This window comes from Deltaproteobacteria bacterium (genome assembly GCA_016235345.1).
Lineage (GTDB): Bacteria > Desulfobacterota > Desulfobacteria > Desulfobacterales > Desulfatibacillaceae > JACRLG01.
Genome location: JACRLG010000013.1, coordinates 59,359 through 75,873 on the forward strand (window position 1 = coordinate 59,359; position 16,515 = coordinate 75,873).

Here is a 16,515-nt window from a genome sequence, read left to right on the forward strand (position 1 = left end):
ATGATCCGTGAAATGTTTCGTGGCCGCGTCGTTATAAGCCAGTTGAAAAACTCCAATTGGACAGGCTGTCGAAAAACGATGAGCCGCAAGGCGCGCGAGCGAGCGGCGACGGAGCGTACGCTTTTGTACGTGACCGAGCCGGGAGGTGATGCGCAACACTGCGGATCGCGTTTTAGGGCAGCCTGTTACGGGATTCTGACCTGGCTGACACTCCTAAGGGGCAGCATCACCTGCCTTTCGCAGGCCTCCATGCTTGCGGCCCCGGCTGGGCACTTGGCCGCGCACTGGCCGCAGCCTATGCAAAGGGCTTCGGTCAGATTCGCCTTTTCGCCCGTGACTTTCATGGCCTCGGAAGGGCAGAATTTTTCGCACACCCCGCAGCCGGTGCAAAGGCTTTCATCCACTACGGCCTTTGCGTAGCACTGGAAATGAAGCGGAATCACGCCCCTGTTGTGGGAGCCTATCACGCCGCAGCAGTCCCAGCAACAGTTGCAGATGGCCACCCTCTCGAAACGGGTGTCGTCCTTTTCATGGAAGACCTGGTGAACCCCGCCCGCCTTCTGCACCTTTGCCACGATGTCGCAGGCCTCGTCCACTGTTATGGCCCTGGCGATGCCCATTTCCGAGGTGAAGCGTGCGAAATCCCCCAGAACTATGCATGCCTCCACGGGCATCTTGAACCGGCAGGGCTCGCCCACCATCTTGCGCCACTGGCGGCAGAAGCAGTGCATAACGCCCAGGGCGTTTTCTGCGCCGCTTTTCTGGATTATGTCAAAAACCATGCTGGAAGGATAGATTTTTTCGGGAGGCACAGAAAGGCTCTGGTTGACCGCCACCACTTCCTTTTTTGCGCCCTTTGCCTTTTTGGGCAAAACCGGGGCTATGCTCTGAAAGGGCCTTGTGCCCATTCGCACGAAAAGATTTGTCGCCCCGCGAATTGGGAAGATGTTGAGTTTTTTGAAGGCGGAAAAAAGTGCGTCGAGCCTTTTTGCGAACTCGATTTCCTCCGGTGTCTCCCTGGCCCTGGCCAGGGTAAGCTCGAACCATCCCACCAGGATGGGTGCCAGCGTATAGGTGCGGCGTCCCGCCCCGTCATCCTTGAACCAAACCAGGCCTTTTTTGCACAGGGTGTCCAGAAAGGAGACGAACGAATCCCCGTCCGCGCCCCAAAGTTCGGCAAGCTCCTTATAAGTATGCGTTTTGGTTCCCATTTTTATCATGAAATCGGCTTCCGGGTCTGTTATCACCAGATCGAAACAGTCCAGAAGCTGGGGAAGGACCGGCAGGGGTATCTCGTTTTGCTTGTTCATTAGCCGGGCGAGCCTGCGAAGCCTGCCCTTGCGGGAAGCGTTCATTTAAGTTTTTTTCCTTTCGTAAAAAAACCGCCCAAACGGATGTGAAGCGCCGCAGCGCCAGGGGGAACACCCCGAAAAGGCTGCTAAAATCTTCATTTGCCGGGACAGATGGAAAAAACATATTTCAAACTTTCAAAAATGGCAACACCCAAGCTGACACTTGTACCAAGGCCCCGATGCTGTTAAGAGGTGGACGGGAAAACTTTTACGGAAAGAGGAAGGGCCGGGTGAGCCGGAAAATCGACGAAAAAAGCGTTTACCTCCTGTCCCTTGGTTGCGCCAGAAACCTTGCGGACAGCGAGTCCGTACTGGGGGCGCTGAAAAAGGCCGGGTACATTATCGCCGAAGAGCCGCAAAAAGCCCGGTTCATCGTGGTGAACACCTGCGGCTTCATCAGGGACGCGGTGGAGGAATCCATAGAGGCCGTGCTGACCCTGGCCATCCACAGGACAGCCGGGGCGTGCAGGCGCATGGTGGTGGCGGGCTGCCTGGTGGAGCGCTACGGCAAAGAGTTGGCCCGGTCCATCCCGGAGGTGGACGTTTTCCTGGGAACAGGCGCGCTCGATAAAATCACGGCGGCCCTAAGCGACCCGGCCCCGGATAAATTTTCCACGCCGGACCCATTTTTGCGCGCGGCCCCAAGGCCCGGCGACCCAAGGCTTCTCACCACCCTTCCCACGGCCTACGTCAAAATCTCCGAAGGCTGCCCGGAGCACTGCACCTTCTGCATAATCCCCAAGCTCAAGGGGCCGCTCAAAAGCCGACCCGAACGGGACGTGGTGGACGAGTGCCGGAGGCTGGCGGAAGAGGGCGCGGCGGAGATCGTTTTAGCGGCCCAGGAGACCACCGCCTACGGCCTGGACCTCGGCCCCGGCCACAACCTCGCCCGGCTCCTGGAAAAGGTCGCCAGCGCCTGCCCGAAATCCTGGATACGCTTTCTCTACGCCCATCCCCTGCGCGTCACCGACGAATTGACAGACGTGGTGGCGTCCCTCGACAACATAATGAAGTACTTCGACATTCCGGTTCAGCACGCAAGCGACGCGGTCCTGAAACGCATGGGCCGTCGGCACGCGGGCAAAGACGCGGAGGAGCTTTTTCACCGGATCAGGAAGAAAATCCCCCAGGCTGCCCTTAGAACCACCATTCTCGTGGGCTTTCCGGGCGAGACCAGGAAGGATTTCCTGGAGCTCGTGCGGCTCGTTCAGGAGGTGAAATTCAATCATCTCGGTGTCTTCACCTACTCGGACGACACGGACCTTGCCTCCCACGGCCTTCCGGCCCACGTCACCCCCAAAACCGCCCGGAAGCGCCGGGAGGACCTGATGGAAATCCAGGCTGACATCTCGGCTGAGCACAACCTGGCGCACCTGGATAAATCCATCGAGGTGCTGGTCACCGGGGCGTCCGATGACCCGGATTTTCCCGTGCTTGGCCGCACAAGATTCCAGGCCCCGGACGTGGACGGGCTGGTCTTTCTTTCGGGAAACCAGAAGCCCGTGGGTTCGGTGGTCAGGGCAAGGGTTGCGCGGGCCGAAACATACGATCTTTACGCTCATTGCGAGGAATAGATGAAACCGCTTAAGGAACGGATTCTTACGGGCGCGGCGGCGGATCTTGCCGCCATAGAAAAGGCCCTGGCCGACAATTTGAACCCATATCTCGATCTTTGCCGCACGGTGGCCCATCACATCCTCTTTGCGGGCGGAAAGCGCATGAGGCCGCTTCTTATGGTGCTTGCGGCCAAAGCCTGCGGATCGGGCGGCCCGGAAGCGGTGCGGCTTTCAACGGTTTTCGAGTACCTTCACGCGGCGAGCCTCCTTCACGACGACGTTGTGGACGACTCGGCCCTTCGCCGGGGCAAGCCTGCCGCACACACCCTGCACGGGGCGGCAGTCACTGTTCTGGTGGGCGATTTCCTGCTGGCCCGCACCTGCTCCATTGCAACCGAAACCGGGGTTCTGCCCATAATCCAGACCATCACCGACATAACGGGCATAATGAGCGAAGGCGAGATTATGCAGCTTGTGGGCAAAGGCGACGTCAAACGCACCGAGGCCGACTACCTGGATACCATCGAGCGCAAGACCGCCGTGCTTCTGGCGGCAGCCTGCAAGGTGGGCGGGCTTTTCGCCGGGGCGGACGGGGCGCGGGTGAAAAACCTCTGGAATTTCGGAATAAACCTTGGAATCGCATTCCAGATGGCCGACGACCTTCTCGATTACACTGGAGACACGAAGTCTACCGGAAAGCCAGTGGGAACGGACCTTAGGGAGGGCAAGCTGACCCTGCCTCTCATATACGCCCTGGAAAAGGCCGAGACGTCCGAACGCGATGAAATCATACGCATAATAGGGCAGGGCGGCTTTTCGGATGACGAGTTCGGGCTCGTGCTTTCTGCGGTGAAGCGCCACGGGGGCCTTGATTACACCCTTCTGTCGGCCCGGAAACACGCGGAAAAGGCCAAGGAGCTTCTTGCCGGTTTTCCCGACAACGACGGAACAAGGCTTTTATCGCTTCTGGCTGATTACTCGGTGGAGAGAAAAAGCTGATGAAAAAAACAGGCCATAGGCACTCATATCATGTGATCTGATGCGATTCTTTTACATGTAACAAAGGTAAGGTGCAATTATCGGATATCCTCCAAACAAAAAAAGACCAATAAATGGCAAAAAAACAATGGTAACGCTACGTTTTTTTGGTACATCATATTTCCATATTAAAATAAGGCAATATGATATGAGCCAGTAAAAACATATTGATATTGCTATAAAACGTGGTAGATTAATTGAAAATATTAATAATACGAAAGTTAATCCCCATAAGACAGCAGAAAAATAACACAAAGATAAGAAAGGGAAAATGAAATTTATGAAGTTTATATTGTTTTTTATACCTGAGAACGAATATATTAGAAATAAATAAACTATATTTATCGCAATTAACCAAATGCAATGTCCGAAAGATGAGTAATAAAAAACTATAAAAGTAGCAAATATCATTTTTGTTATTCCATGCCAACTATCAAAAAAATTAATGATGCCATATGGATTACTAATCTCTATAAAAGCATGTCCCCTATATATTGAAAAAGCTAATGAAATAATAAGAATTATGTACGTCAACAATTTATTTTTTTCGGCATAAGTATACAAAAATTTAATTGGAAAAATATGCTCAATTATTGTATTTTTCATTTATAGTCACCTATTATGATTGTTAACTCATTAAACAAACCTAACTATAAGACCAATAAATATAAATTTTGCCTTGCTGTGGAGAAAAATATATTTTGTATCGGCATTCATCTGATAATTCCTTTTCATATAAATCGCCAGCTGTTATTTTATCAATATCCCACCATTCAAGATATTTTCCATTTACTTCTTGTTTGAATCTAATTTTACGATAGTCATATGAATTGACTTTGATCATATCATCCTTGGATAATATTTTTATTTCGTTATTTCCAATTTTATTATGTACAGCCCCATCGTTAAAAATTTTATTTTTGTAGTTGTTCATCTGATTATTATTTACCTTAATAGCTGCAAACATCCATTTGGAAAAAAATCCACCACTGCTATATGCTATAAATTTTTCATAAGAATCGACTGTTGGGATTCCATATTTTTCAAGTTTATAGTTAAGCAAAACAGGCCACTTGTAAAAGAGATAGAATAATAAAATCAATACAGTAATTGCAGTTAAAATGCAGGCCAATATATTCCGCAGAATTGTCATTTACATCCGATCACATTCAGCCTTCCAGAAGGCGCGTCAAGGCGGCGAAAACGGATTCGGGCGTGATGGCCTTCATGCAGTCGGCCCTGGTGCAGGGGGTTTTTCTGTGGTTGAAGGCCGAAAGGCAGGGGCTGCACGAAAGCCCGGCTGAGAGGCAGACCGTCTTTTTTCCGAGCGGCGCGTATAGCACCGGGGTTTCCGGGCCGAACAGGGCCACCGTGGGGGTGTCGGTTGCGCCCGCGAAATGCGCGGCACCGGAATCCGCCGTAATAATGGCCTGGGACATCGACAAAAGCGCCAGAAGCTCGGAAAAGCTGGTGCGGCCCGTGAGGTCCGCCCTTCGGTCCCTTGGAAGCCCCTCGGAAAGCTCAAAGCCCAGATTTCTCGATTCGGGCGGCCCGGTAATCACGATCATGGCGTCCAGATTTTCCAGGATCATGTTCCCCAGCCGCACGAAGTGCTCCAAAGGCCAGGCCCTTATGGGCAGGAGGTTTCCGGCTCCGGGATTGAGCACGATCACGTGCCGGGCGGCCCTTTGGGGGCACAGGTCGTAGAGCCTCTCCCTGACTTTTGCCAGCACGGCAGGATCGGGCGAAAGCGGCGGAATCGGCAGGGGGTCGGCGATGGCCTCCTTCAAAAGGGGAGTCTGGCCGGTTTTTGAAAGCGACAGCACCTGGGCCAGGAAATTTTTCGACATGTGCTGGTGGCAGTTGTAAAAAACCGGGTGGGTCAGAAGCCGCCCCCGGTAAAGCCCCTCCTGGTGAAAGACCGAAAAGCCCACCCGATGCGCGGCCCCGGTACAGAAGGACAAAAGGGCCGAAAACCGCGCGAAAAGCTCGAAATCGAACACCGTGTCTATTTCGAGCGCCCGGAGCCGGGCCACCGCCTTTGCCCCGGAGGACAGGAAGGCGGAGAAGCCCCCTGCGTCTATGGTGACCACGTTTTGGGGCGGAACAAGGCCCAGGGCGTCCGCTATTTGCCGGTTATGGGCAAGGGTGAGCCAGAAAAGTTCGCAGGATGGATGGTCCTTTTTGAAGCACGACACGGCGGGCTGCGCCAGGACGACGCTTCCCATCTCGGAAAGCTGGATAAAAAGCGCCCGTCGCGGCTCCTTGGGCGGGGCCTTGGCCGGAGACAGGAGGCCAAACCCGCTCGCCACGGCGCATCCGGGCGCGCCCACGAATCTGTCTATGGCGCGGAAAAGGTCGGGATTCATGCGGCCCTTTTAGCACAGGCGTAAAATTTTGCAAGAAGGCCGTGATTTTTTGAGTACGGATCAAAGCCGGGCCTTTGCGGGCGGCTCAAAAAGGATTTGACAGCGCACGCGGCGTTTGTTAAAGGCAGGAGACTTTTTACGGGTGCGCTTAAGGTCCCATCGTCTAGCGGCCCAGGACATCGCCCTCTCACGGCGGAGACAGGGGTTCGATTCCCCTTGGGACTACCAAATAAGATCAAGGGGTTACCGGTTATCCGGTAGCCCCTTTTTCGTTGCGCGTGTTGCTCTCGCGTGCTTATCCCGGCGCAGTGTCGCCCGGCCTCATGCCCGCCGGGGGGGCCCTCAACTGGATTCAATCATCCTGTTTGCTGCGCGGTTCCTTTCGGCCAGCGATTTCAGCAGGCCCTCCACTTCCCTGGGATCGCGCACGTCCATGAAAAGAACGTCCGTCACCACGTTTCCGTCGCCGTCCGTTCCGCCGTCCTCGTATAATATGTGGCCGGTGCCGTCTCGCTTTTCCTTGCGTATCAGCCTGGTGAAGGATTCCGGCAAAAGGCTTTGAACGGTCCTTGTCCTGCCGTCCGTTATGATCATTGCCCGCTTGTCGGTTATGGCGTAGATGGTTTTGAAGGCCCTGCGGTGGCTTCGCAGGGGCGCGGAGAGCATTCCTAAGCCGATCAGTATGAAGGGCAGGCCGAAAAGCGGAAAAAGCGACGGAATCCCCTGGCTGAAATCCGGCATTTTGAACCCTGCGGCCCCGGCGGTCCAGAAAAACGTGAAGGCCGTCCAAGGAATTGCGAACAGGAACTTTCCCAGGGTTCCGGGCGAGAAATACCTTGGCACAGGCTGTTCGTACCATTCGATCTTCTCGCCCGGCTCAAGCTCCCGCCTCACCAGATCGTACATTTCCCTCGAAACCATAGGCCCTGTGTTCATGCGCCCCCCAATTGCGCTGTCATCATGGCTGAAAACGGATACCGGCCTAAACCTCTGTCGGGGTCGGGCCGTATTGCTTGACCGGCAATTCTTCGGAGGAAATTTCCTCTGTCGGCTGCGGATATCTCTTGTAGTCGAGGCTCAAGAAATATAGTGTAAATACAACTATGTAACCGTAATAAACAAAATTGAAAAATACACCAAGTGCGATGGATATCTCCATGTTATATTGGAGCAAAAATGAGGGCGTGTGACCGCCGTCAGGCCCCATATCAGGCGCGGCTATAAGCAATAATACAATAAAAGGCACATAACAAAGTAAAAATAAAAAATGGATTGCAAAAAGATTGCCAGCCACGCTCCACCAATTTCCCTTTACAATGGATTTGCTGTATTTAAATGCTGCAAACCCTGATTTTCCACGGAGACAGACGGCAAATATACAGGCGAAAAAAAATACAAAAAATATGAATGCCGGAATCATGAATAGAATCAGAAGCGGATAGAATGCGATAAAAAATAAAAATCCAGTCCAAACTCCTGGTAACAAACGATAGAAACCATACTTTAATGAAGCTCCAATAGTTATTATTTTTCCTTGAATTGTCTGTTCTGTCAAGTATATTATAGAAAGAATTATGGCCAACGGCAATATTATACAAATAACAATAAATATTGCAAATATCGGCCATAATTTTGAAAAATCAAAATCATCAAAATTAATATTCATACCAATATTTTTAAATAAAACTAAAACAATAAACGGACACACTACGTTTAAAAAAATCGGCAGAAGAAATATCTGCCAGAATCTGTCGCGGCACAACCGTATTCCTAACTTCAAAATATCACCTAATCCTACCCCTGCCAGCATTTGAGGGTTGATGTAAGGAGCCTGATTTTGTTCTGCCTGTTCCATTGAATTCCTCCGGTCAGTATTGATGTTGTTTGATTTCGTAGGCTGCAAAAGCCTTCCAGCATTGCAGGCCGAGGGAAATCACGCCGACCCGCGATGCTGTATGTTTCAACTCATTCAATTCCCTGCTCCGCATGCCTGTTGAATATAGCCAAGAAACTCCGCAGGCATGTCGAAATAAGTGAAACCTTCTGGCGCGGCGAATTCCGCTTCCGGGATCACTTTCCTCTCTATTTTAACAACCTTCTTGAAATACTTCCACTTCTTGCTGTCCTGCCAGGCAAGCGGCCAGCCTTGGCCGTAGAGTTCCATAACCTCGACCGGGAGTTTTCCGATACTGAAATACAGAAAGCTTATCCCTTCCTGGTAGTTCTTCATCACGTCAGCATATTGGCGCAGGTTTAGGGCCGACCCCGGAAAGGCGTCTTTGGCGATCCAAATCCTCCATTCATCAACCCCGTCAAATGATACGTCAATTCCTTCTGCGGCAAGTCCGGCGAAAACCTTTTCCTGGCCGGATTTTTTGATAGCCACCAGGGGCGCGGGCCGCCCGGCGTCCCTGGCGTATCCGCCCATATAGTGATATGCGCTTTGCCTTACGGCCTCGCGTTGATCTTCCGGAAGAGATGCCAGTTCATCTGCCAAGCGCTGTTGGGAGTCGTGAAAAATTTTCACGACAACATCGGAGAGATTCCGGATTGGACCTTTCCAATACTGCTTCTTTTCCATTGAAACGTATGTCAACTCGCCTGTGGCAACGTGAAGAATGATTCGATCACCATTGGGGTCGCCCTCAGGTTCCAGACGGACCTGGTTATTCTGTACATAGGTTACAAAAGGCTTGCCTCCCCGCGCCGACGCTTCCGTTATAACCCAGCCCGTCCCAACGTTATCGCCGTTATCTGCAATTGCAATGGGCGTTCCTTCATCCTTTTCCACCCTGTCCAACCGGTTTGGGGGAAAACCGACTACCCCGCCTGACTGCTCGCACTTGATCATGCCGTCTTCTTCCCAAACCTTGGGAGAGATCATGATCTCGCCGCTTTTCAGGAATATGGTGTCGCCGAATGCCGAGGCGGCAAACACAAGGGCCAGGGCCATAACCAGCGCAAAAGCGTAAGTCCTCTTCATGATGGGCCTTTCATGTGTGGCATCATAAGGGCATGAATATTCCCGGATGAAAGGGAACCGCAGTGCGTAAAAAGATCCCTGCCTTGTAGTTGTTATGGTAAAGTCATCTACTACATTCGAAATTGAAATAGCAACTTCTTTGCTACTCCATCTCCCCGACAGGTCCATATTTTTGCACCGCCCGTCGCCGGATTTCCCCTTGACAAAAGGCCCCTCCAACTGGTATGACCTCTTACCAGTTGGGAGGAAAAATGAACGTCGAAAACGGCAAAAAGCTGATGCGCCCGGCGGAGGCGGCAAGGGAGCACATTCTGTCGGGTATCCTCTCAGGGGCCTATGCGCCGGGGTCGAACCTGCCGCCCGAACGCGACCTTTCCGTGATAGTAGGCGTCACACGCCCGACCCTCAGGGAAACCCTCCGGGGGCTGGCCTCCGAGGGCTGGCTTTCCATCCGCCAGGGAAAGCCAACGGTTGTGAACGATTACTGGAAGGACGGCGGCCTTCGGCTTCTGTCGGCAATGGCCCGGTATTTCCGGTATCTGCCGCCCGATTTTGTGGGGCACCTTCTCAATCTGCGGCTCGATCTCATTCCGGCGATGGCGGTGCGGGCCGCGAAAAACTGCCCCCAGGCCCTTTTGCTGCATCTTGGAAAGGCGAGGAATCTTCCGGGCGACTCGGAGGCATATACGGCCTTTGACTGGGAGCTTCAGCGGCTCATGGCAGAACATTCGGGCAATCCCCTGTTCAGCATGATCGTGAACGATTTTTCCGAGGTGTTCATGGCCCTGGCCCGCTCCTATTTCGAGACCGAGGGGGGCAGGGCGTCTTCCGCAGTCTATTACCGGGAGCTTCTGGCGGCCATCGAAAATGGAAATCCCGAACTGATCGCGGCCACCGTAAGAAAGGTCATGCTGGAAAGCCTTTTTCTATGGCAGGCGCTCCAGCCCAATCAGTAACAATGTTGTTGATGAAGCGCCTCTTGGGCGACCGTCGGCCGCCCCTACGATTGTCGGGAAAACAAATTTCCACATTTTATTTCAACTATTTTACAGGGAGGGTTTCCACATGGTGCGCTGGAACGGATGGGGGGACGAGAACACTGGCATGGCGTTTCCGCGCCAGGGGCGCGAGCTTTTGATGAAGTGGGTGGGCGAGCCCATTCCCATGGAGGATTATCCCCTTGAAAAGCTGATGGAAAAGGTGCCGGAATCGCGCCTGCCGGATCACGGGCTTGTGAAGAAGGACGCCAAAACAAGGGTGTTCCATTCCCACGGCCAGAGCCTGCCCGACTGGGTTGGCATGAGGCTTGGTACCATAGAGCGTTTCCCGGACGGCGTGGCCTTTCCCACAACGGTGAGCGAAGTGGGCGAGGTGATGGAGTACGCCCTCAAAGCAGACGCAATGGTGATCCCCTGGGGCGGCGGAACCTCGGTGGCCGGGCATCTTACGGTTCCTGAGTCGGCGAGGCCGGTGCTGACCTTATCCTTGGCGCGCCTCAACCGGCTGGTGTCCCTGGACCCCGGAGCAAATCTGGCGGTTTTCGAGGCGGGCGTGGCCGGGCCTGACCTGGAGGCCCAGCTTTCGGCACAGGGCTTCACGCTGGGGCATTATCCCCAGAGTTTCGAGCTGTCCACCCTCGGCGGCTGGATCGCCACCCGTTCGAGCGGCCAGCAGTCCATGCACTATGGCAGGATCGAGGCCCTTACCGCCGGAGTGGAGATGCTCACCCCGCGCGGCACCTGGACCCTGCCGCCCTTTCCGGCCTCAGCCGCAGGGCCTGATTTGAGGCAGGTGGTGCTTGGGAGCGAGGGGCGCATCGGCATCATAACAAGGGCCACGGTGCGGGTTTCGGCAAAGCCCGAAAAAGAGGCTTTCTACGGGGCCTGTTTCCCGTCCTGGCATTCCGCCGCCGACGCCTTGCGGGAAATCGCCCAGAAAAAAATCCCCCTTTGCATGACCCGGCTTTCCAACCACGTGGAAACCGTCACCAACATGGCCCTTTCCGGCCACGAGACCCAGACCGCCATTTTGAAAAAGTACCTTAAAATTAGGGGCATCGGCGAGGAAGACTCCTGCATGGTGCTTTTCGGCGTAACCGGCACCGAGGAAATGGCGGGAGCCGCACACGCCCAGGCGGCTTCCATCCTCCGAAGGCACAAGGGCGTAATCATAGGACAGGCAATGGGAAAAGCCTGGGAGAAGAAGCGCTTCCTCATTCCGTACCTTCGTAACACCCTGTGGGACGCGGGCTACGTGGTGGACACCCTGGAAACCGCCGTTACCTGGGACAGGGCCACCACAACCATGCGCAATATGGAAGGGGCCATCCGCGAAGCCCTGGCGTCCGAAAACGAAAGAGTGCACGTTTTCACGCACTTATCCCACGTCTACCCCACCGGCACAAGCGTTTACACCAGCTTCGTGTTCAGGCCGGGCGCGACGCCCTCCGCCACCCTCGCCCGCTGGGCCAAGATCAAGAAGGCGGCAAGCGAGGCCATAGTGGCAAGCGGCGGAACCATAAGCCACCAGCACGGGGTCGGCATGGACCACGCCCCCTACCTGCCTGCGGAAAAGGGCAGGGTGGGCATGGAAGTGTTGGGTGAGATCGTGAAATTCATGGACCCGGACAAGCGCATGAACCCCGGAAAACTCATTTTGGATTGAGGCCGCCATGAAACTGACTGATACCAGGGATTGTTATGATCTAATCGTCATCGGCGGAGGAATCACCGGCGCTGGAATCCTTCGGGAAGCCGTGCGCCGGGGCCTTCGCACCCTTCTGGTGGAACGGGCCGACTTTGCCTGGGGCACCTCCTCGCGTTCGTCCAAGCTGGTGCATGGGGGCCTGCGTTATTTGAAGGAAGGCAAAATCTTCCTGACGCTGGATTCCGTAACCGAGCGCTGCCGCCTGATCGAAGACGCCCCCGGCCTTGTGGAGCCCATGGGTTTCCTGTGGCCCAGTTACAAGGGCCAGTCTCCCGGACGCTTCTCCCTTGGGGCCGGGCTTTTCATTTATGATCTCATGGCCAAAAAACGCCAGCACAAGCACCTGGACAACTCCGGGCTCCTTAAAACCGCGCCCCACGTGAACCGCGAGGGGCTTTCCGGCGGGTTCGCCTTTACGGACGCCCAGGTGGACGACGCGCGCTTGGTTCTGCGCCTTGTTTTCGAGGCAATGGAGCGCGGCGGCCACGCCCTTTCCTACACCGAGGCAAAGGCGGTTTTGCGCAACGCCAATCACGAAGTGGTGGGTGTGGCGTTACGCGATGTCGAAACCGGCCTTGAAAAGGAAATCGCCACCCGCGCCGTGGTGAACGCCACCGGGTTCACCGCAGAGAGCCTTCACCCCTCGCCGGTAAAGGGCCTGCATTTGCGGCCCCTTCGGGGAAGCCATCTGGTCTTCCCCTTCCACAGGCTGCCCCTGGGGCAGGCCGTGAGCTTCATGCATCCTGTTGACCATCGCCCCATCTTCGCCATTCCCTGGGAAGGCGCTGTGATGCTGGGAACCACAGACCTCGATTACGACGGCGACCCGAAGGCCGAGCCCTTCATAAGCCCCACCGAGGGAACCTACCTTCTGGAAGGCGCGGCGAGGATGTTTCCGGGGCTGGAACTTACCGAAAAGGACGTCATCGCCACATGGGCGGGAGTCAGGCCCGTGCTCTCGGAGGGCGGCAAGGACCCATCCAAGGAGAGCCGGGAGCACGTTGTGTGGACGGACAAGGGCCTAGTGACGGTGACGGGCGGCAAGCTCACCACCTTCCGCCTCCTGGCCCTGGACGCCCTGAAGCTTCATGGAGCGCCGCGTCAACCTGAAATCAGGCGAGCCGGTCTTTTTCCAGGTCCCGGAGCTTCCCGAAAACTCTCGCGGGCTCTCGCCCCTTGTTTGGCGCAGGCTTTTGGGCCGCTACGGCAAGGGTGCGCTTTCGCTGGTTTCGGCAGCGCCTTCCGCTGATCTCGAAACAGTGCCGGGAACCAACACCCTTTTCGCGGAAATTCCATACGCGGCCAAAAACGAGCAGGTGCAGCACCTTACCGACCTTCTGCTCCGGCGCGTGCGAATGGGATTCACCATGCAAAAGGGCGGCGAGGAGCATCTTCCTCGAATCAAGGAACTGTGCGCCCCGCATCTTGACTGGGACGAGGCCCGCTGGGAATCGGAAATGAACCTTTACAAGGAAACCTGGCAAAAAGCGCATTCTGCGCCTTGGTGACCAAAGGCCAACGGGGGAAAATACAATGAGCGAAAAAAATCTGTTACTGGCCCTGGACAACGGCACCCAAAGCGCCAAGGCCCTGGTCTTCGACCTTTCGGGGAATTTGATCGCCAAGGAAAAAATCGAGTTCACGCCCTATTTTTCCGATGAGCCGGGCTGGGCCGAGCAGGACGCGAACGTCTTCTGGGAGAGCATCATAAAGGCCTGTAACGCCCTTTGGGAAAAGCACGGGGTGGACAAGGCGAGAATCGCCGGGGTGTCCCTCACCACTCAGCGGGGAACCGTGGTGAACGTGGACCGCGAGGGAAAGCCCTTGCGGCCATCCATTTTGTGGCTGGACCAGCGCAAGACCTACGACCAGCCGCCCATGAAGGAGCCTTTGCGGACGCTGTTCACCCTGGCGGGCCTCTCGGACACCATCGAATACGCCCGGTGCGAGGCGGAGAGCAACTGGATCGCGCAAAACCAGCCGGAAATATGGAGCGCCACCCACAAGTACCTCTTGCTTTCAGGCTATCTCACCTTCAAGCTCACCGGGGATTTCGCGGATTCCGTGGGCTGCCAGGTTGGCTACGTGCCCTTCGACTACAAGAATCTCAAATGGTACGGCGGCATGGACTTCCGCTGGGGGATGATGAGGCAGAGGCCGGAGATGATGCCCCGCCTTGTGGAACCCGCCAAGCGCATAGGGGAAATCACCAAGGCCGCCAGCGACGCCACGGGGATTCCCGCCGGAACTCCGGTCATAGCGGCGGCGGCGGACAAGGCCTGCGAGGTGCTGGGCTCCGGGGCCTTCGAGATCAACACCGGCTGCATTAGCTACGGCACCACCGCCACCATCAACGTCAATACGCGCAAATACATCACTCCGTTCGCCCTCATGCCCGCCTACCCGTCAGGGGTTCCGGGCCAGCACAACCTTGAGGTGCAGATTTTCCGGGGCTACTGGATGGTGTCCTGGTTCAAGGAGCAGTTCGGCTACGAGGAGCGCATGGAAGCTGAAGGCAAGGGAGTGGAGACCGAAACCCTTTTCGAGAAGCTGGTGGCCGAAGTCCCGGCTGGCTCGATGGGGCTCATGCTCCAGCCCTACTGGACTCCTGGAATCAAGCACCCAGGACCCGAAGGCAAGGGCGCAGTTATCGGCTTTGGCGACGTGCACACGCGCGGGCACCTCTACCGATCAATCCTGGAGGGCCTTGCTTACGCCCTTCGGGAAGGCCGCGAGCGCATCGAAAAACGCACCAAAAAGCCCATCAACCGTCTCATCGTTTCGGGCGGCGGCTCCCAGAGCAAAAGCGCCATGCAGATTACCGCAGACGTTTTCGGGCTTCCGGCGGCCCGTCCGCACCTTTACGAGACAAGCGGCCTTGGGGCTGCCATAGACCTTGCCGTGGGCCTTGGTTTTTACGGGAATTTTGCCCAGGCGGTCAACGCAATGACCCGCACCGGCGAGGTTTTCCAGCCCATCCCCGCAAACGCCCGGCTTTACGACGAGCTTTACAAGGAAGCCTACTTCCCGCTCTACGAGCGCCTCAAGCCCATCTACAAGAGCATAAGGCGGATAACGGGCTATCCCAGGTAACAGGCTGTCGAAAAACGCGATCCGCGGTGTTGTGCGTCAAAGCCAATTCCGTCACGTACGAACATCCAGATTCAGCCCAAGATCTCTGCGATTTCTTGGGCGGGTACGCTTGACTCATTGGCTTTTCGCACCACCTTCACGGCTCATCGTTTTTCATCAGCCTGTGTAATTTGAGTTTTTCAACAGGCTGGCAGCAGGATAATCAGAAAAAAACCATGATACGCAAAAGAGCGCCGGGAAACCATTCCCGGCGCTCTTGGTTTTTTATCGGCACAACAAAAGGTCAGATCAAAAAATCAGGGGATAGGCATCCACTGCTGATTGGCGTCATTGTAGAGAGCCCATATGTCGGCCCTCTTTGCAAGGGTCACGCTTCCCGCCACCTGCTGTTTGGCCTGACCCTTTTTGGACAGTGCGATTTCGTAGGCCACAACGTTCGCATTAACGCCTTCCACCTGCTTTTTTACAACCCCGTTCACCTTCATTTCACCTATGGCGAACTCGCCGGGCGCATCCATCTTGAAAAAGGCGTTCATGAAGATCGCCTGTTTTATCGTGGCAGAGGGTATTTCCTCGGTTACGGTCTTGTCGGCGATCGCCACCTCAACCGGCGAGTAGGAAAAAAGAAAGGGAATGGATACCGATATTGCCAACAACACCGTCAGCACTATGGCATACTTATTTCTTGCCACCTGGGCAATGCCGCCGTTTTCGAAATCATCATTTATGGACGTGTAAACCTGATCCCATAAATGATGCATGAAATCTATAATGTTATGAAAAATCTCCTTGAACATGAAAAAGCCTCCCTGGCTGTATAAGGCCCCATAACACACCTTCCCGCCCCAAGGCGGTTATCGGGCAAAAGTCACACCGAAATCGAAAACGGCGAGGCGCTCAAGAATATAGCGCCACAGCGCCTTTTTTTGAACGGAAACTACATGTTCCACGACCATTCCTGGTTATCGTACCTTACGAAGTACTGCTTGCTGCCCAGGGTGTGCCAGGTCCAGAAGGCCGGCCTGTCAGCGTCAAAATAGCCGATGGCCACGCTTACTCCGGGCGTCTGGGTGTATCCGTAGGCCTTGAAAACGTTCAGATCCCAGACCCAGTCCCCCTTGTGCTCGGTCCTGTACGCATTGAAGGCTTTGATCAGGTTGTGGGCGTCGCTCTGGGCGGCGGTGTTGTAGCCCTTGCGCCTGTAAGCGATGAAGTTGGGAATCGCTATGGAAGCCAGAATCCCGATGATGGCTATGACTATCATCAGTTCCACCAGGGTGAAGCCCCTGTCCCTGCCTCGCCGCCTCAACTTTTTCATGGCTTTTATCTCCTGTTATAAAAAGGGATGACCGACATATTGCAAAAAAGATTATGCCGCACTGTTCCATAATGGTCCGCTGAAAACCGACGCCGGACCG

13 protein-coding genes, 1 tRNA gene and 1 pseudogene are annotated in these 16,515 nt (G+C 55.0%); 7 read left to right on the forward strand and 8 right to left on the reverse strand.

What is annotated here, in order from left to right; translation table 11 throughout:
* Nucleotides 1–185: 185 nt before the first annotated feature.
* On the reverse strand, nucleotides 186–1,355 hold the full coding sequence (locus HZB23_06410) for a 4Fe-4S binding protein (GenBank protein MBI5844284.1): 1,170 nt from the start codon (nucleotides 1,353–1,355) through the stop codon (nucleotides 186–188).
* Nucleotides 1,356–1,582: 227 nt separating this feature from the next.
* On the opposite strand from HZB23_06410, the gene rimO reads away from it, so the two are divergent.
* Nucleotides 1,583–2,926, forward strand: a complete 1,344-nt coding sequence (rimO, locus tag HZB23_06415) for a 30S ribosomal protein S12 methylthiotransferase RimO (GenBank protein ID MBI5844285.1) — start codon at nucleotides 1,583–1,585, stop codon at nucleotides 2,924–2,926.
* Entirely contained in the window at nucleotides 2,927–3,907 is a 981-nt protein-coding gene (locus tag HZB23_06420) for a polyprenyl synthetase family protein (GenBank protein MBI5844286.1), read from the forward strand.
* Nucleotides 3,908–4,592: 685 nt separating this feature from the next.
* On the opposite strand, the gene HZB23_06425 is transcribed toward HZB23_06420, so the two are convergent.
* Nucleotides 4,593–5,099: a hypothetical protein gene (locus HZB23_06425; GenBank protein ID MBI5844287.1), complete on the reverse strand. Its 507-nt coding sequence runs from the start codon at nucleotides 5,097–5,099 to the stop codon at nucleotides 4,593–4,595.
* A gap of 16 nt (nucleotides 5,100–5,115) precedes the next feature.
* Nucleotides 5,116–6,315, reverse strand: coding sequence for a glycosyltransferase family 9 protein (locus HZB23_06430; protein MBI5844288.1), 1,200 nt, complete (start codon nucleotides 6,313–6,315; stop codon nucleotides 5,116–5,118).
* Between the two features lie 152 nt (nucleotides 6,316–6,467).
* Between HZB23_06430 and HZB23_06435 the strand changes: the two genes are divergently transcribed.
* Nucleotides 6,468–6,543, forward strand: a tRNA-Glu gene (locus HZB23_06435).
* 114 nt (nucleotides 6,544–6,657) lie between these two features.
* Here the strand turns inward: HZB23_06435 and HZB23_06440 are convergent.
* From HZB23_06440 to HZB23_06450, 3 genes are all read right to left on the reverse strand, one after another.
* Complete coding sequence (locus HZB23_06440; GenBank protein ID MBI5844289.1) at nucleotides 6,658–7,251, reverse strand: hypothetical protein; 594 nt, start codon at nucleotides 7,249–7,251, stop codon at nucleotides 6,658–6,660.
* A 46-nt stretch (nucleotides 7,252–7,297) separates the two neighbouring features.
* Nucleotides 7,298–8,170 carry a hypothetical protein gene (locus HZB23_06445; GenBank protein MBI5844290.1) on the reverse strand — a complete coding sequence of 291 codons (873 nt, stop codon included), beginning with the start codon at nucleotides 8,168–8,170 and terminating at the stop codon, nucleotides 7,298–7,300.
* Nucleotides 8,171–8,284: 114 nt separating this feature from the next.
* The gene (locus HZB23_06450; GenBank protein ID MBI5844291.1) at nucleotides 8,285–9,466 is read right to left on the reverse strand and encodes a hypothetical protein; all 1,182 of its coding nucleotides are present in this window, start codon (nucleotides 9,464–9,466) and stop codon (nucleotides 8,285–8,287) included.
* Nucleotides 9,467–9,549: 83 nt separating this feature from the next.
* Between HZB23_06450 and HZB23_06455 the strand changes: the two genes are divergently transcribed.
* The 4 genes and pseudogenes from HZB23_06455 to HZB23_06470 all read left to right on the forward strand — a co-directional run bounded on the left by HZB23_06455 (nucleotide 9,550) and on the right by HZB23_06470 (nucleotide 15,097).
* A complete protein-coding gene (locus tag HZB23_06455; protein MBI5844292.1) occupies nucleotides 9,550–10,254 on the forward strand; it encodes a GntR family transcriptional regulator in 705 nt (234 codons plus the stop codon).
* A gap of 109 nt (nucleotides 10,255–10,363) precedes the next feature.
* The gene (locus tag HZB23_06460; protein ID MBI5844293.1) at nucleotides 10,364–11,962 is read left to right on the forward strand and encodes an FAD-binding oxidoreductase; all 1,599 of its coding nucleotides are present in this window, start codon (nucleotides 10,364–10,366) and stop codon (nucleotides 11,960–11,962) included.
* A 7-nt stretch (nucleotides 11,963–11,969) separates the two neighbouring features.
* Nucleotides 11,970–13,512: pseudogene (locus HZB23_06465) on the forward strand (glycerol-3-phosphate dehydrogenase/oxidase).
* Nucleotides 13,513–13,537: 25 nt separating this feature from the next.
* A complete protein-coding gene (locus tag HZB23_06470; protein MBI5844294.1) occupies nucleotides 13,538–15,097 on the forward strand; it encodes an FGGY-family carbohydrate kinase in 1,560 nt (519 codons plus the stop codon).
* Nucleotides 15,098–15,393: 296 nt separating this feature from the next.
* On the opposite strand, the gene HZB23_06475 is transcribed toward HZB23_06470, so the two are convergent.
* Nucleotides 15,394–15,894: a hypothetical protein gene (locus HZB23_06475; GenBank protein ID MBI5844295.1), complete on the reverse strand. Its 501-nt coding sequence runs from the start codon at nucleotides 15,892–15,894 to the stop codon at nucleotides 15,394–15,396.
* A gap of 140 nt (nucleotides 15,895–16,034) precedes the next feature.
* Nucleotides 16,035–16,415, reverse strand: coding sequence for a type II secretion system protein (locus HZB23_06480; GenBank protein ID MBI5844296.1), 381 nt, complete (start codon nucleotides 16,413–16,415; stop codon nucleotides 16,035–16,037).
* Between the last annotated feature and the right edge of the window lie 100 nt (nucleotides 16,416–16,515).

Bases quoted from the DNA above. Each gene is read 5' to 3' on its own strand.
- HZB23_06455 (MBI5844292.1), top strand. From the start codon at position 9,550: ATGAACGTCGAAAACGGCAAAAAGCTGATGCGCCCGGCGGAGGCGGCA.
- HZB23_06470 (MBI5844294.1), top strand. From the start codon at position 13,538: ATGAGCGAAAAAAATCTGTTACTGGCCCTGGACAACGGCACCCAAAGC.
- HZB23_06480 (MBI5844296.1), bottom strand. From the start codon at position 16,415: ATGAAAAAGTTGAGGCGGCGAGGCAGGGACAGGGGCTTCACCCTGGTG.
- HZB23_06460 (MBI5844293.1), top strand. From the start codon at position 10,364: ATGGTGCGCTGGAACGGATGGGGGGACGAGAACACTGGCATGGCGTTT.
- HZB23_06475 (MBI5844295.1), bottom strand. From the start codon at position 15,894: ATGTTCAAGGAGATTTTTCATAACATTATAGATTTCATGCATCATTTA.
- HZB23_06410 (MBI5844284.1), bottom strand. From the start codon at position 1,355: ATGAACGCTTCCCGCAAGGGCAGGCTTCGCAGGCTCGCCCGGCTAATG.
- HZB23_06420 (MBI5844286.1), top strand. From the start codon at position 2,927: ATGAAACCGCTTAAGGAACGGATTCTTACGGGCGCGGCGGCGGATCTT.
- HZB23_06430 (MBI5844288.1), bottom strand. From the start codon at position 6,315: ATGAATCCCGACCTTTTCCGCGCCATAGACAGATTCGTGGGCGCGCCC.
- HZB23_06440 (MBI5844289.1), bottom strand. From the start codon at position 7,251: ATGAACACAGGGCCTATGGTTTCGAGGGAAATGTACGATCTGGTGAGG.
- HZB23_06450 (MBI5844291.1), bottom strand. From the start codon at position 9,466: ATGGACCTGTCGGGGAGATGGAGTAGCAAAGAAGTTGCTATTTCAATT.
- HZB23_06425 (MBI5844287.1), bottom strand. From the start codon at position 5,099: ATGACAATTCTGCGGAATATATTGGCCTGCATTTTAACTGCAATTACT.
- HZB23_06445 (MBI5844290.1), bottom strand. From the start codon at position 8,170: ATGGAACAGGCAGAACAAAATCAGGCTCCTTACATCAACCCTCAAATG.